Origin of the sequence: Mycoplasma aquilae ATCC BAA-1896, assembly GCF_048074525.1 — a bacterium.
GTDB lineage: Bacteria > Bacillota_I > Bacilli_A > Mycoplasmatales > Metamycoplasmataceae > Mycoplasmopsis > Mycoplasmopsis aquilae.
This window is the reverse complement of record NZ_CP182208.1, coordinates 207,830-225,331: the sequence shown is the minus strand read 5'-3', so window position 1 is coordinate 225,331 and position 17,502 is coordinate 207,830. Positions and strand designations below refer to the sequence as shown.

The window sequence follows — 17,502 nt, the reverse complement described above, 5'->3', positions numbered from 1 at the left end:
TCTTATATATTAGCATTAGTTGAAGTTTTTTTAGCAATTTCAATAATGTGGTCAACACCGTAAGGATTATTTTGCTTAAATATATCCTTTTCAGCAGGAGCATTAAATAGTAAGTATGGCTCTGATTTAGGTTTTTCAGCATAATATTGTCTATCAATTGTGAATAGAATTCTAGTTACATATGTACGTTGAGTTCTATCTAAAGAAGAAATAATTCTTAATGAGCCACTTCCATCAGTTGATTTTTCAAATAAGTTTGCAATAATTTTTTCACGTAATGCTTTATATTTTGCTTTTAGTTCCTTATTTAAATCATCATCGGCAACTGGATCTAAATCTCTTTTAATAAATGCAGTTACTTCTTCTGTCGGCTTATTTGCAGCCTTTTTGGTGTATTGAATTTGTAGATAGTTAATATCTTTTGGACTATCAGGACGAACTGGCTTGCTTTCTACTGTTTTAGATGATGGAGTTGTAAAAATGCTTTTTGCCATTGGTGGGAATCCATTTTTAATTTCAAATTCACCAGTAGCACTAATTTCAGGATTGCTAATTGCAGTTAATTTAAATTTAACTTTAAGTCCAAGTTTAGCAAGTAAAAGTGGATCAAGTTTGAATTGGGGTTGTAATCCAGGTTCAACAACTTTAATTACATTGCCTTCTTGTTTAGTTACATCATCTAAAATAGCAAATGTAAAGTTATCTGTATCATAATTACTTGCAATAATATCTTGGCGTGTAATTTGAGAAGGAGTTAACTTATTGTCAGCTTTTACAGATAAACGAATATCTTTAATGTTTGCTGCTAGCGCTTCTTTTAAAGCAGCATTTTTTAATTCAGTATCATCCTTTTTGAAGCCTTCAATATCTAGTAATATAGTTTCTTTTACTGAACCATCTTTAGCAGAAATTGCTAAAGCAACTTCTAAAGTAGTTGAAACTGCCTTTGGTCTACAGCTTTCAATTTCGGCTGTAAATAAATCTTTGTAAGGTGCTTGAGGATCAATGTTGATTGTAATTTGTTCTTTAGTTACATCTTTTGCTAACATTTCTGCTTTAGAAGGTACATCTAATGTAATCTTTTTAGCAAAAGTACTAATGTATTTACTTGCTATTAAAGCATTTAGGTCTGCTTCAGCAATATTAAATCCAGTTAAGCTTTTGAATTTTCTTGGAAATGAAGTAATTGTATCTTTGGCTTTATTGAAAAGTTGAAGTGTTAAATCTAAATCGTAGGCAATTCCTTCATCATTTAATTTCTTTTCTGCTTTTATGACTGTGATTCCAAATTGATCTTTGTTGAAATTTTCATCAGCTATAGTAATTAAACTAGCTAACTGAGTCTTATCCATAGCTACTAATTGATCTGCAGTGTATTGAGCCTTGTTTTTGATATCTAATTTAGTAATGCTATTAATTGTTTTATTTAGTTCTGATTTTAATTTTTCATTTAATTTTGCCTCAGTATCGGTACCTTTATCATCCTTAGTATCTGATTCTTGACTAGGTTGATAACAACTAACAGCTAAAACAGGAGTTGCTGCTAGTGTTAAACCACTAAGAGTTAGTGATATTCCTTTTAATTTCATAATATATTCCTTTATTTTATTTATAAATTCCTTTACGTCACTCATCTAGCTCTTCTGGAGTTGCTAAAATATAGTGATCATTATTAATTTTAATTCATTGTGGTTGGTATAAAGATGTGTAACCATGGATTGCTGGATTATAACTATAACCAATTAAACTACCTTTTTCACCTTCAATAGAAGGAACAGCATCTAATAATGATTTTGTATAAGGGTGCAATGAATGATTCATAATTTCATCAGTTGTTCCAATTTCCAGTAATCTTCCTTTATTCATAACTGCTATACGATCTGAAATATATTCAACCATACGTAAGTCGTGAGCAATAAATAAGATAGTTAAGTTGTATTTTTCTTTAAGTTCATTAAAGATGTTTACCACTTGAGCTTGGATAGAAACGTCAAGTGCTGAAATAGGTTCGTCAGCTATTAAAAGTGAAGGACGAAGCACTACAGCACGTGAAATACCAATCCGTTGTTGTTGTCCTCCAGAGAATTCTAGTGGATAACGTTTAAGTACAGAGTCATCTAGTCCTACTGATTTTAAGATGTCACGGACTAAAATTCTTTTACATTCGACTTCTGTTAATTTATTTAATTCTTCACGATGTTCTTTAGCTTGCTTTAAATATTGGCTAGCATCTGCTAATTCAGGATATTTTGCTAAATCATCTGCTAGTTTGTTATATAAAGCTTCAAAAGCAACATTTTCATTTAGTGCAATATCTGCAGCGAGTTGTTTTTTATATTCACCATAAAATTGTGGATAGCTCTTGCTTGGTAGCCATTGAGTATATAATTCTTTTTCTACGTCTTGGTCAATGTTAAATAAGTAAATTTCTTTCGCATTTTTAACATTAGTTAATCCCTCAGACACAACAGCTTCAACATTAATGTGTGGATTTAATGAGTTAGCAGGATCTTGGAAAATCATTTGAACTTTATTAACCATAAAGTTTTCAATTTCTTTATATTCTTTTAGTCTTTTTCCAAATTTAAATCCTCTAGTCATCTTTTTAGGTACAACTTTATCAAAAATTTTGATTTCACCAAAACTATGTGGCGTTAAACCAATAATTGCTCTTCCGATTGTACTTTTTCCAGATCCAGATTCGCCAACAAGTCCTAAGACTTCTCCACGGTAAATGTTCATATTCATATCAGTAACAGCACGGAATGCTTTGGTTCCAGAACCATAAGTAATATCAACGTTTCTTAAAGTAGCTAGTAAGGTTTTACCTTCTGGTACTTCTAGCATTCCTTCTACACCTGGTGTGTTGAAACGAATGTATTTTTGTTTAAAGAAAAGGAATTTTCTTTTAGTTTCATAATAAGGTTTTTGTGACATATTATTTAGACTTTGCTAAAAACTCCTTTCATAATTTTTGAATGTGTTTTGGTGGCTGATATTCTGGAGCGCGTTCATCAAGTAATGCTGATTTAACTCTATGAGTTTCTGATAAGTAATAAAATTTAGGTTCCTCTTGGAAATCTATTCCTAAGGCATAGTCATTTCTAACTGCAAAAGCATCTCCAACAATATTATTTAGGTTTGATGGAACTGAACCTCTAATTGTTGCTAAACGATCACCTCTATTAACATCAGGCATACTTAGAATTAGTCCTCATGTATAAGGGTGTTGAGGGTGTTGCAAGATTTCTTTTGCAGTACCCTCTTCAATAATTTGCCCAGCATACATAATTGAAATAAAATCACTAATTGAGGCAACTACCCCAAGGTCGTGGGTAATAAAGACAATTGAAAGATTTAATTTCTTTTGTAAGTCTTGAATAACATCAAGTACTAAAGCTTGTACAGTAGGGTCAAGGGCAGTAGTAGGTTCATCCATAACTAAGATCTTAGGTTCAAGAGCAACAATTGCTGCAATAACTACCCGTTGAATCATTCCTCCTGACATTTCGTGAGGATAAAGTTTCATAACCCCTTCAGGGTCTGAAATTTTAGTTAATTTTAAGAATTCTACAGCTCTGTTGTAGGCTTCTTTTTTATTTTTGACAACTTTATTAATTAGCATACCTTCCATGATTTGTTTTCCAACTTTCATAGTAGGATTTAAAGTTGACATTGGGTTTTGGAAGACAGCTGAAACAACTCTTCCACGGTAGTGAGATTTTTCTCAATCTTTAAATGTAAATTTCTCTACATTATTATTATATAGTTTTACTTCACCACTATCGATAACAGCATTATCACCCGTTAATCCATAGAGTAAAGAAGTAATAACTGATTTTCCAGATCCTGATTCACCAATAATAGCATGTACCTTTCCTTCATAAATTTGAAGTGAAGGCCCTCTTAAAACTTTATTTTTTTCACCAGGTCTAGATGGATTAGTAAATGATAACTGTACATCATTGATTTCAGCAGCTATTTTTACTTTTTCACCATTAGGTAAGACTTTATATTGCACATTCTTTTCGAATTCTTCTCAATCAAATAAGTTGTTTTTTGATGAGAAGAATGAGAATTTATTAGCTAGATAAACAGTAAACTTACGTCATAATTTATGCCCTATTGTGTGTCCTGCAGCTATATCACGTGCACGTTGAATTTCGCGTTGACGTTTAGCGATATTTTTTTGTTCTTTTGATAAGTGTTCTGATTTCATAATTTCCTATCTTTGTCTTCTTAAGGAGTCTTGCACAGAAGCACCAATAAGTTGGACACTAGTTGTAATTAGAATTAAGAATGTTGCAGGCACAAAGACATATCTTAAATAGTCTGGGAATAATTTTTGTCCATCTGAAATTAAGTTACCAAGAGTAGGTACATCTTCAATTGCAAGTCCTATGAAAGCAAGAGAAGTTTCAGATAGAACAACTCCAGGAATTGTAAAGACTAATTGAGTAATTAATATTGGTAAGATTACTGGAATGTAGTTTTTAAGAATTTTTCAAGTAGGAGTTCCTAAAATTTTAGAAGCTGATACTCATTCAAAGTATTTAGCACGTTTTACTTGGGCTCTAATTTGGTTTGCCATTCCTGTTCATGAAGTTAATGAGAGTGAAAAGACAATAACTCAGAAACTAGGTGAAATAATAATAGTCATTAAGATTAAGATAATAATTGTAGGCACAATTGAGATAACCTTAATAATAAATGTCATTATTTTATCAAACATTTCAAATTGACCCATCATGATTCCAATTGTTAGTCCAATTACAACTTCAATTGCAGTTACTACAAAGGCAAGCGCAATTGAGTAACGTAATCCTCATCACAATCTAGCTCAGTAATCTCTCCCGACATCATCAGTTCCAAAGAAGTGATAAATATTAAATGAGTCATATGAGTTAAATGTGAGTGATTTAGCTGAAATATTTGTAGTTGTTGGATCTTGAGTAGTAAATGGAATAATGATTGCTAGTAAAACTAAAGTTACTAAAGTAACTAGTCCAAAAACTCCAGCAAATGAACGTGAGAATCTATTAATAAATTCTTTAAATGCCTTGGTTTCTGACCCCATGTGCATGTCAGATTGGTAATCCATAATTTTACCAACCAATTTTCAGCTTTGGTAGTTAAATGGTTGAGTAATTGGGTTAGGTGCTGATAAATCTTGCATATTAGCTTCATTTTGCTTTCCTAATGAAGCACGTTCTTTGATGTTATTAGCTCACTTTTCGAAGAAAGCTTTAGCTTTAGAAGGTTTTTTTGACTGTTGATTTTGTTCGTTTTCTTGTTTCATTCTAAGCTCCTCTTCTTCTGATTCTTGGGTCAATTGCTTCATATAAAATATCGCGGAAAGCATATGAAAGCACTGTTAATAAAGCAAACATAACAATTAAGAATAAGATAACATTATAGTCTTTAGTTTGAATTGCTTGTAGTAAGGTATCCCCAGACCCTGGGATTAGGAAGATTTGTTCAATAAAGATACTTCCGATAAATGATCCAAAGATAACTGCTGGGAAGAATGTTGCAATTGGGAATAGTGCAGGTTTAAGTGCATGCATTCAAACAAATCTATTTTTTGATACACCTTTTAAGTAAGCAAACTTAGCGTGTACAGAATTTAATTCTCTATTTAATTCTGTACGAATGTATTTAATATACACAATGATACTTCCAAGTGAAAGGGCAAGTCCAGGTAAAATGAAAGTAACAAAGTTGGTGTGATCAAATACATAAGGAATTCCAATTGCACGTCCTAAAAAGACTAGCACTAAGGCAAAAATGATTGAAGGCACTGATGAGAAAATACTTACAATGATTGTTGAAATATTATCAACTCATCCACCAGGGTTCTTACCAATTCAAATTCCAAGTGGAATTCCAATCCCTACAGTAAGCACAACTGAGAAAATTCCAACTAAGAATGATTTATAAAATCTATCCCAAATAAAGGAGTTAATTTCTTGTCCAGGGAATAATGAAAGTGAAATTCCAAAGTTTCCTGTAAATAGGCCCTTTAAGTAATTAAAGTATCTTTGGATTAAAGGTAAGTTTAAACCATATTTTTCTTCAACAGCTTTTCTAGATGCCTCATCTAGCCCTTGAGTTAAAGGGTTTTCACCTGGAACTGAGTTAATTAGGAAGAAAGTGATCGAAATAACAATAAGCCCGATAATAAAGAATTCAAGGATAATTTTAAATACTCTTCAAAAGGTTCTTAAAAATGGAGAATCTATGGCAAGTATTTTTTGCATTAAAGTTAGCTCGTTACTTCTTTTGTTTTTGAAAGTAACTTTAGCATCATTTAATAAATAAGCTTCGTTATGATATGTAACTTTTTTCATTATTATCCTTCCCTTGTTGTTGGTAGACCATTTCTTGGAGGTCTAGTCATATCGTAGGCATATTGCAGTGAGAATCTAAATAGTGAATCAACTCCACCAACTTTAGTAACTTCTCAGTTAGTATCAACTTCCATTAGAGGTACTACAATTGCAGCATCTCTAATAACTTTTTCTAGTGATCCGATAAATTGATATACAACACTTTGTTCTCAGTTTTGGCTTAATTCTTCATCAGAAAAGTTTCCTGTAAAGAATGAAGATAATCTAGAAGTATAATCAAAGGCTGATTCATCAAATTTAGGTAAAGCTAGCTCGATAAATTTATCTCAGAATTTAGGAGCAATTCTTTTTTCTCGGTCTTTATCACCTGTATCAAAAATGTTATCTTGGTTAAATTCAAGTCTTTCTTGAGTTGCATTAGTTAGATTTGAAATATCTTGCACACTCATAAAGGTTGGCAAGAAGAGAATGAAAGCTGAATGTAATCTAGCTTGTCTAATATTTGCTTTATGGAAGCGTGCTTGTTCATTATCTTCTTTGTTATCAGCTAATAATAAGTATTCAAGTAAGTTCTTGATGTATTGTTTTGAGTATCTATTTGTAATGGTTGCATTTTTATCAGCCACAGCTTGAGTAATTTGCCCTAAGTAAGCATCTGTAAAGGCTAAAATTTTGCTTGTTTCAGTGCTATTAAGTGTTTCATTAAAGGCTTTGGCTACATTAGCATTGCCATTAATTACTTGTCTAATAGTATCTAAATCACTTTGTAGTAGGCTTAAACGTGAAACATTAGGTTCTTGTTTACGTAGTTGCTCTAGAATTAAGTCAGCTAGATAATCAGCATAAGTAAATGATCCAACTGGGTTTTCTTTAAAAGCGATTGTTTTTTGGTTGATTGTATCAACTTCATCCTTTTTAAAGAATGCCATTACATAATCTTGAGCACCATTTCCACCAATTCTGTCGTAGTTTTGGTAAATAATGTCATATTCACCTTTTTCAATGAAGCTGGCAAAGATGTTTTCAGGTAAGCTTTTTAGTTCTATGTTAATAAAGCCACCAAATGCTTTGTTCATAGCTTCTTTTAGATATGAACCAGCTTTCTTTTGTTCTTCTTGTCCATTGTTTAAGAAACGTAAGGTAATTTGTTTTACTTCTGGGTGTGCTTGTTTAAAGCGTTGGATGTAGAATTCAGCTGTCGGAATATCGTATGCTAAATCTCTACGTTTAGTCTTTTCAAAGTTAAATCCTTTAGCCATGTGGACTACATATTCATAGTTTTGTAATGGGAATTCTTTATCATTCTTTGCTTTAGCTTTCATGCCTTCAAAGAACATTTCAAGGTTTTTACCATCAAACGTCTTGTATTGTCCATAAGCTGTTCAAGTATTAACTGGGAATGAGAAGTCTCAACCCACAAATTTTAAAGCATCATCACGGTTAATTGCATAGTAAATAGCATTTCTGATATCTTGATCTTGTAGATAGCTATCACCATTTGTTTCTTGATCTAGGTTAAATCCGAAAGCAATTGTTCCATAACCTTGGTTTTTGTTTAGATACTTCTTAATATTTTCATCTGCTCAATAAGTTGTCATCTTAGAAGCTGGGATATAAGTTTGAGAAATATAACCATCTTCAAAGAATAAAGCATTAGTATTCTTATTTGTTGAGAATAAGATTTTAATCTTATTTGATATTGTGTTTTCAGAATCATAATATTCTTTATTTTTAACTAAATTAATATAACCATTAGGCCCAAGTAAGATTCCATTTGCGCCTTTTGGAATAACAAAAGGTCCAGTTGTTAAGAATTTATCAGGTTCTGATCCATATTTGTCAATTCCACCAGCTTGAGTTTCAATGTACTTACGGTTAATTGGGTATAGGTTATATAGAATTGTAAAGAGTAAGTATGATAAATCTGGAGTATGGTTTTCATCAAATATTAAGTTGAATGAATTTTCATCTTTTGATAAAGATTTAATATCACCTTCTAAATTATGTGAATCTAATGAGAAAGTTTGATATGGGTTAACATAAGGGTTTTTAACTATGGTAATAGTTTTTTCTTTTTTATCAGAGTCTTTATCTTTAAATTTAAATTCTTGAATTTCTTTATCTAGACTGAAGTCTGGGTTGTATTTTAAGTTCCGTGCAATAAAACTATTGTCAAAATCTAGGAAAAGTTGACCTGTATAGAATCCAAATTCTAAAGCAGCTTGCTTAATAGCAGCTACCTCTTTTGTATCCAATGCTTTACCATTCTTATCAAAAGTTTGACTTTGATAAACTAATGCCTTAGGGTCTTGTACGTAGGTGTTTAACACACTGTTAAATACATAAGGACGACGCCCGAATGGATTTTTGTAAGTCTTATTAAATTTAGCTAAGTAATCTTTTTGTGCATCAATAAACTTATCAGCAGCACGGAAACCATATTTTTTAATAGTGTCTAGTTTTTGAGATCCAGTATTTAGGTCCAAAATATATTCAAAATAGTCTCTGATGTCTTGCGCTGAAACATAATCACCATTTGACCATCTATTTTTCTTAGCATTAACAAAGCCTGTAATAGCCATATAGTTGTTAGTGTTTCTTGGGTTTTTGAAAGCAAAAACTGTGGATTTATTTTTTAACTCAGAACCGCTAGCTGAATCATCAGCAAGTCCTCCAACTGTATTAAATTGATCAATTGAATAGTAAGAACTAGTAATTCCTTTAGTCCCGTTATCTTGGGCTAGAATGCTAGCATTATCTTGAATGTATTTTTCAAAGTTAGCTGAACTCTTGTCTTTTGGATTGTCCATAACAACAAAGTTATAGCTTCTTTTAGATGGTAATACTCTTTTCAAGCTTGTTGAAGGTCCTGTTTTCAAGAAACTATCAACAAGTGAAGGTAAAATTTTATCCATTGACTTATATTTAATATAGTTTAGGTTATTAATTGGCTCAGTTGCTAGTCCTAAATCATAATCAACTTTAATTGATTGTGTTTTATTTTGACCACATGCAACACTTGTAGCTATCAGTCCTAAAGGAGCTGATGCCAACAGCAGATATTTAGATATTTTTTTAATGTTTTTAGTCATCACTCTCCTTTCTAATGTGTAATGTTAAATTGATAATCAATGCTAATAATTGATTTACCTGTTTTTTCCTCAACTTCTATACCATTTTCGATTACTGTTTTAACTTCAGGAATAATCTTAATTGGTGATTGTTGTGAAGCTTTGGCGTTTTCAGAGATAGCATCAACATTTCCTAAATTTACATCTTGAATTGCTTTTTTATCTTTATCTGCAAATTCAATGTAGTATCTGTGTTTTGGTTTTAATAAAGCGTCTCTATATTTAGCCATTAATGCATAGTCTGTTAATCAAGAAGTGTAGCCATAATCTTCAATTGTTTTCTTAGTGCTTACATCTCCTTGCTTTTCAAGTCAGAATATGTTATTTGTTTTATTTGTATTTATTTTTAAGAAAGTCGTTTCTTTTGTATCAACATCTGTAAACTTAATATATTTAGCTTTTGCAGCTAAATCATTTGTTATGTATCCATACATTGCTAAAGCATCAAGTTCTTTGTTTCTGAAAATACCTGAAATACTTCTTTTTGAAACACCATAGTTTAATAATTGTGAAATGAAGAAAGCTTCAGGACGTCTTGTAATTTTATTTCCGTTAAAGTCCTTTAGTCTAATGTTTTCATCCACAATTGGGTTTCGATCTGTATCATAAAGTTCCATACCAATAGTTTCTTTTTCGAATCTATCTTTAAAGAATCCATTGCTATTTGAAATGAATTTTCCAAAGTAATTAGATGATAGGTATGAATCTGCAGTTAGGAAGTTTTTATCACTGATTTCCTTGAAAATAGGTGTTTTAATAGCAATATTGTGTTTAATCTTATTTTCAGTTGCTGTAAAGTACGCATTTTGCTTTGTTAGTAAGTAGTTAGCATAAATTTTGTATGTATCATCACCAGGTTTAATTTTGTTGAATTTTTCAAGTGCAGCTTCGTATTCAGCTTTTAATTTAGCAATTTCTTTGTTTGCTGTAATTTGATCTTGAATAGTTTCAGCAATATATTTATTTCATCTAGAAGATTCTAATGTAGCTTTTAGTCCTTTAGCAATGCCTTGAATATCATTACGTTTATCATTTAAGTAATTTAATTTAGTTCCATCAACGATGTAATCAAGACCAGTAATGGCCTCATTTAATCCAGAAAGGTAATCAGGTGTATTACCAAAATCCTTAGTATCAGGTGAGTAAACTGTTTGAACATAGTCTCTTGTTAAAGTTTCAGCAATACTGTAAATATAGTCCGTAAACTTGTCATTTAATAAAGGTTCAACTCTTGTGTCATTATAGTTAATTACATCACTTGAAGGCTCTCCTGAAGTAAATCCACCTCAAAAGACGTTAAATAAGTTGACATCTTTACTATCTAGGAAACCATGGTCTTTTCACATTAGGTTATTTCCAACTAATGCTAAAAAGTCTGATAAGCTAAAGTATTCAGCTTGTGCTTCTAATTTATTATCTTTTAATAATTCTTGTAAGAAGGCTTGTAATTTAACAGCATCAAAAACTAAGTTAGTATTATCTGTTGCTTTTGAAGTATCTTCCATGTAGAACTTATTAAAGACTGGATCAATAATGGTGATTCCATATAATTTTGAAAAGACTGCACGGTGAGAGATTAAATCAGTTGCTGGAGAAAAGTCTACTACTGAAAGAACTAAATTAGAATGTCTAAATCTATACATTGCATAGTTAGCTAAAGCTTGTTTTTTATCTCCGCTAGCTTGTTTAATAGCTTGAAGTAAGCTTTCTGCTTCTTTATTATTATCATTAGCTGCTAAAAGTTCAATTTGGTTCAAGTCAAATTTAGACTCAACATAAGCAATATCTCAATTGTAGGTTTCACTAGCCAAATCATAGTTTGCTTTAGCATAATCAATTGAAGCAAAATTTAATAATTCATGGAATGAATCTGCCTTAAAGCTTGCTACTGCTTCAGAGTTGCCTGGAAGAGAAACTCTAGCATAGTTTTTGCCACTTGGACCTTTGTTAATTGCTTTTAATAAAGCACGATCATTTGTATTAATTCCACTTGAAAATGGATTAATTACCATAGCACGAACTTGTTCACCAAATTTATTTAATGGGTTAGCTGCTAAATCTCTAACTGCTGAAGTTGACATTAAAACATCGTTTCGATCTACATAACCAAATAATGTGTCATTTTTAGCATTAGGAGTATTGCTTCTAGCTGTTCATCCACTTCCTTCAAGGAAGCTAAAGACAAAGTGACTGCTTCATCTAGCTTGTGTATCATTTGTGCCATAGTCTTTTGCTAAAGAAGAAATTCTGTTAGCAAAAGCATTACGGTAGTTAGCTATATCTCCAAGGAAGTAATTTCCACTCATGTAAGGGAAAACAAATTTGTCAATACTTAAAGCAGTGTCATTTTCATCTTTTCTAAAGGCAAGTACTGGTTCAAGCCCGCTATTTCTATAAATTGTAATCTTGAATTGATCACCATTTAGTCCAGTAGCCATATCTACAATGTATCTATTAATATCATTAATTTCATTTCTAAGTCCAGCTCTTAGTGCTAAGTAAGTATTTGCACTACGAACTTTATTTGTTCCAGTTGCTACAGCATTGGCATTTGAAGAAGGTTCGATTTCAACTTTATTTGCACGACCCTTTAAGCTTTCAAGGATAGGGGCAATATTATTATCTTGGTTAAATAATGAAGTAGTAAAGAAGTCAAACTTACCACCAATTCTAGTTCCACTAGTATCTCAACCTGAATCAAACATGTCTTTATTAATTGTGGCACGGATTGAATCTTCAATTACTTTAGCTTGTGCATGTAAATAACTTAAGCTTTCTTCATCAAGTGGTACATTTAAAGGCACATTGATTACAGGAGAATTATCCTTTTTAAACATGTTAATTTTACGGATGATGTTTGATTTCTTTTCATCAGCTTCATAAATTTTAATTGTGAAGTTGTTATCATCACTAAATGTAACAATGTTGCTTAATGGATTTCCTGCACCATCTTTCATTTGCGAAATTACTTCACGAGCAGTAATTGGGACTAATTTGTAATTGTAATTTCCGCTAGCTTTTTGAATTTTTTCAAAAGCTTTTGCAATTCCTGAGATTCTAGGGTTTAAGGTTCCTGAATCAGCATCAAATGAGTTAGCGATAAATAAGTCACCTAAAGCTACATGTCTTTCTTTTGCTGCCTTTACCATTCCAGCAAAGTCTTGTAAGAAACGACGTTTTTCATTTTTAAGCACATTGAAAATATCATCATTTGATTTTTCAGTTCCTCAAATATCAGCTAGTGCTTCAGTTTCAAATTTAGTTACCTTGCCATTTTCATCAAGAATTCCAAATCTAAAGCGAATAAATTTACCATATTCGGTAGGTTGATTGTTAGCATTAACTCTAATTACATCAATGTTAGTTCTAGCTTCAAGGTAGTTAACTAAAGCTTCATATGAGTAATATGATGATTCATTAGCTCCTCCACGAGTTGAAAGACCACCAACAATAATTGGGTTCTTATCATTAATTCAAGCTTGACCTTGGTCTAGTGTATAGTGGTGTCCGTATTCGTGAGTTGCGACATATTTTAAGAAGTCAGTTGGTACACCTTTAAATCCAGGAACTAAAGCACCTAAAACTAGAGGAAGTCCAATTCTGTCTCCAGGAGTTAATCCACGATATGGTCCATCTTGCAATTGGTATTGATATACACCATCTTGATCGATAGTTCTTACAATGTGAGGTCCATTTAGCTTTCTAAGTAAATGTGGATATTTAGCTGTTACTTTTTGAATTAATCCTGTGTAAGCTTCATTATAAACTTGATATTTTCTAGCTTCCAACCCAACAATAGCTTTTCCATTTTCGTCGACTAAAGTTTTATCTTCAGGTGTATAGAACAATGTCACAGGGTTAATAGTTCCTAAGTATCCTAAAGCATCCTTAAATTGTTCAAAGCCTTCAGGTTGATAGTTGTTAGCTTCACTAGCTGCAAATGAAAGGTATAATTCCTTTTTCTTATTTGCTTCATCTTGTAAAGTTACATTTAAAGTATGCATTTGTACTTCAGCATTATATTCAATTTCCATTTTGGCAATTGAATATTTCTTAACTAATGCTTTTTGTTTTACGTAGCTAGCTTTTGCTAGTTCAGGCACAGAGTTGATAGCTTCTAAGAATGAAGCGAAATATTGCATAGGTTGACCATTACGTGGTTTATAAACAAAGATTGAATCATGCCCATCGGCATATGAATCAATGTCATAAAAGTCTAGGAAGTTTCTAATTTTTCCATTAGCTACTTGTGTAAATAGTTTATAGCTTTCATATGATCTACCTTGGATGGTGGCAAAATTTAATGAAGTGCTATAAACATTCTTGATTTTTTCTCTTTCAAGATTTTTTTCAGCACGTTGGCTAGGAGTATCACTATCTAGATCTTTGATTTTAGCTAGTTGCTCTTCAATTTCTGTTTCATTTACTTCTGGAACATCTAAGTATTTAAAAGTAAGATTTAAATCTAAGTCCTTTTCAATTTCTTTTGGTTTATCTTCGTTTTTGTTATCTACTGCAGTTGTAGCTGAGATAATTTCAACTGGGCGTAACATTTCAAAAGTAGCTTGTCCAAGTTCATCTGGATATTTAGCTTTGAGCTCGTCAAATTGAGCTGGTGTTACATCAAAAGGTAAATAAAGAGTTTGGTTACGGATAACTTGACCTTTAGCATTAATGTTTTGATCAAGCAACACTTTAAATTTTTCTCCATTTAGTTTGGCTGTAATTAAAATTTCTTTAAATGAGCTATAACTTGGTAAAACGCTAGCATTTTTAATTGCTGAAGCATATGGAATATTTTTTAAATAGTCGTCAAGTACTGCTTTTGAAACTTCACTTTTGAATGTTGAATAAGTTAAAGCATCAGGTGCATTCCCTCTTCCACCATTTTGTGAGTAAAGAGGTAATGACCCAAAGAAGGCATCTGGGAAGAATTTAATTTCACTAACTTCTTTATGTAATGTTGAGTGAGATCCTAAAGTAATTGCATTCCCGTTTTGTTCAACCCCAGGTACGATTCTAAATGAATTAAGAGTTAAAAGGTCAGGTCCTCAAGCAACATTTTTAATAAACCAGTTTGAAAATTCGATAAATTGTTCAGGATGCACAGCTAAAACATACTCATTGTAGAAACTAAATGAGCCATATTTTACTTCTAGAACAAATGCTTCATTGAACTTTTCGAAGTATGCGTTAAAGAAATCAGTAAAGTTGTATTTTTTAGATGGGTCTTGAATAAATCAGTATTCAGAAGCATCCGAAGAAATTACAGCAACTTTATTTTTCTTTTGAGGATCTAAAATTGCTAATTCCGGTTTTAGATTTCCTTCTTTGTCATAAATCTTTGCATAGTCATTGTTAAATAGCATCTTATTTGCAGGTGATAAAGGTCCTAATTTTTCATCAGAATTTTCTGCATAGGCAATCATTGAGCCAATTGCGATACCAGCACCAACTGATAAAGTTGCTAATGATAATAAAACTTTTGTTTTTAATGATCAATTTTTAATCATGTTCACATCCTTTTCTTCAATTTATTTTGGTTTATCTTATATTAATATAATTAATATAAGTATTTTACCATAATTTACAAAATAGGGAGTAAGTTAATTTCTAGTTCACTTTGGGGAAAATTTAATTTATAGAATGGAGGACAAAATGAAGAAATGAAGTAAAAGATTTTTAATTACAGGTGGTGTTACTCTTGGAGCATCTATAATCGTATTAGCCAGTGTGCTAAGCGTATATGGCCAAAAGAAAGCTAAAGCTACCCAACCTGATAATTTACATTTAGACAAGGAAAGAAATAAACCAATAGCCCCAAGTATTGATGAACTTGATGATATAACTTTTAAGCCAAATAAAATTCACATCCCACAAAATCCTAAAAAAGCCTTTGAAAATCGAGAATTACTCTATGTTGATTTAGAATCAAGCACGCCAGAAAAAATAACATGGGTAAGGGATGCTAAAAAGACTTATGAAAATATCAGCACTAGTTTTTCTACCCTTAGTGAGACATCTGATAAGAACTTTAAAGCAATGGAATCTCGCTTATTAGCAATTCAAAATATTAGTCAAAATCGTAATGTATATTCAAAATTAGTATCTGATATCTATTGATGAAATAACAATTACAATTTATTAATAACTCAAGGTACAAATAACATTATTTGGGACAAAAAATACCTACAAGATAGGCTTATTAATACTGATTTAAATAGTAAAAATAGACTGAAAGATGATTTAGCTCGTTATGTTATTAGTTTGCATCAATATCTCAGCATTTTTCTAAAAATGCTGCAAACTGGAGATCTTTCTAATGTACCAAAAATTAATATAGACAATAAAACTATTGACCTAAATAAATCGCTTTCAGGCGTTTTAACCTATCAGACAGCAGCAAAAGAATTTTTAAACTATCTGAAATCTATTGTAATTACAAGTAACAACATTGAAGATGTAATTTGAGAAGTGGATGATAGAATGCTAAAATTAGAAAATTTATTGGCTGATTTATTAGCAACTTTATCAGTTAATGCTCACTACTTATCAATTATAGAAAATAGAGAATTAGCAGCATGATTTAATTTAGCTTATGACAATGCTTTCTTGTCAATGTCAAACACACTCGGAACCAAAAACTCTATCTGAGAGCAAAATCTGATTCAAAATCTGCAATATGATATTAGTCTATATAACAGTAACTTGACAAATGAAAAGTTTAATTTAGAAGCTTACTTGCACTTTTTAAACATTAAATATAAGAAATTAGGTGAAAGTTATATTTCCCTTATGCCTCAAAAGGGCCTTGGAAAAGAAGTTAATGCAGTTATTGAAGAATTTAAACAAAATCAAGATAAAATTGATCAAATTGAGCAAAAATATATAAAAAATAAAGTTATTGATCAAATTATTAATTTAAGATATTTAGCCTCTGCTCTAGGGCAAAAAGGTTTAGATACTATTGAACAAAGTAAAAATAAATACTATAACTTTGCAGGTAACAAATTAAAAGAGGCATATCAATTTGCAAAGGAAAATAACGATAAATATTATGAAAATATGACTCAATCTTCACCTATTGAATATACACTTATGTTGCTAAAAGCAAGGCTTAAAACTATAGACTCTTATCTCGAAGGATTAAAGGAATTACAAACAAATGCATCACATTTATCTGCTGAAGTACCAAGTATTTCACTTAACGTAAAAGCAAAGATTGAACAATATAAAGGTTATAGTGATCGCCTCAAAACGATGATTGAGGAAAATGAAACTATTTTGAAAAATGTTCCAAATGATGATTTATGCAATAAAATAGAAAATAATTATGAGGAAATAGAAACATTAACGGTGGATAGTGAATACGGAATCGATTTTCCAGCTGAGGGTTCTTATGCAATGCTATCAAATAACATTAACAACTTATTAGACAATATAGCCATGGTTAATATGCATATAACTCGGGAATTAACTAAAGATTGAAAATTAAGTTGTTCTGTATCAGATATTGATATTGACTATATTTTTAAAGCCTATGAATCAGGCTTAAAAGCTTCTCAACATGAGTATGTTGAATTTCTCAAAAGAACATTTAATATCATCAATTCAAATAAAGATAAGTTAAATAATCAAATTGAAGCACATAATGCAGCTAGCAAGGAATTTTTGGCTAAATCATATGAAGTTCAACGTCAAAAAACCTATGCACAACTAGTTCCTCTTGAAAATGAGTTAAGACAAGCTCTTGACAAAATACCTAAGGAAATTAATAAAAATAAAATTGACTCACAAACTGCTGATTATTTAGTTAAAGGATATAAAATTATTCTTGATTCTGCTATTGCCTTTCGAACTGAAAAATACATCTATAATTATGGAGAATTAGATGCAAACAAAATATTAGCAAATGAGCTAAATCTTTATATGAAAAGAGCTGATTTGAACAAAAAGTTAGCTTCTGATCTGATGTATTCATTAATTAAAAGTGTTTAAGTTCAAAAATATCCCAGCACTAC

At 31.2% G+C, this 17,502-nt stretch carries 8 protein-coding genes; 1 reads left to right on the top strand and 7 read right to left on the bottom strand.

All coding sequences use genetic code 4. From position 1 onward, the window contains the following. Positions 1-2: 2 nt before the first annotated feature. Genes ACM0IS_RS01115 through ACM0IS_RS01085 form a run of 7 tightly spaced genes read right to left on the bottom strand, consistent with a single transcriptional unit; the run spans position 3 to position 14,994 of the window. Positions 3-1,589, bottom strand: coding sequence for a hypothetical protein (locus ACM0IS_RS01115; protein ID WP_416756433.1), 1,587 nt, complete (start codon positions 1,587-1,589; stop codon positions 3-5). A 16-nt stretch (positions 1,590-1,605) separates the two neighbouring features. Continuing rightward, a complete protein-coding gene (locus ACM0IS_RS01110) occupies positions 1,606-2,937 on the bottom strand; it encodes an ABC transporter ATP-binding protein (RefSeq protein ID WP_416756431.1) in 1,332 nt (443 codons plus the stop codon). Between the two features lies 1 nt (position 2,938). Further along, the gene (locus ACM0IS_RS01105) at positions 2,939-4,219 is read right to left on the bottom strand and encodes an ABC transporter ATP-binding protein (RefSeq protein ID WP_416756430.1); all 1,281 of its coding nucleotides are present in this window, start codon (positions 4,217-4,219) and stop codon (positions 2,939-2,941) included. Positions 4,220-4,225: 6 nt separating this feature from the next. Beyond that, positions 4,226-5,299 (bottom strand): ABC transporter permease, encoded by a 1,074-nt coding sequence (locus ACM0IS_RS01100; protein ID WP_416756428.1) that lies wholly within the window; start codon positions 5,297-5,299, stop codon positions 4,226-4,228. Position 5,300: 1 nt separating this feature from the next. Beyond that, positions 5,301-6,350 carry an ABC transporter permease gene (locus ACM0IS_RS01095; protein WP_416755627.1) on the bottom strand — a complete coding sequence of 350 codons (1,050 nt, stop codon included), beginning with the start codon at positions 6,348-6,350 and terminating at the stop codon, positions 5,301-5,303. Positions 6,351-6,352: 2 nt separating this feature from the next. After that, complete coding sequence (locus ACM0IS_RS01090) at positions 6,353-9,442, bottom strand: ABC transporter substrate-binding protein (RefSeq protein ID WP_416756426.1); 3,090 nt, start codon at positions 9,440-9,442, stop codon at positions 6,353-6,355. A gap of 11 nt (positions 9,443-9,453) precedes the next feature. After that, the gene (locus tag ACM0IS_RS01085; protein ID WP_416756424.1) at positions 9,454-14,994 is read right to left on the bottom strand and encodes a PDxFFG protein; all 5,541 of its coding nucleotides are present in this window, start codon (positions 14,992-14,994) and stop codon (positions 9,454-9,456) included. A 145-nt stretch (positions 14,995-15,139) separates the two neighbouring features. On the opposite strand from ACM0IS_RS01085, the gene ACM0IS_RS01080 reads away from it, so the two are divergent. Further along, a complete protein-coding gene (locus ACM0IS_RS01080) occupies positions 15,140-17,479 on the top strand; it encodes a hypothetical protein (protein ID WP_416756422.1) in 2,340 nt (779 codons plus the stop codon). The last annotated feature ends 23 nt before the right edge of the window (positions 17,480-17,502 follow it).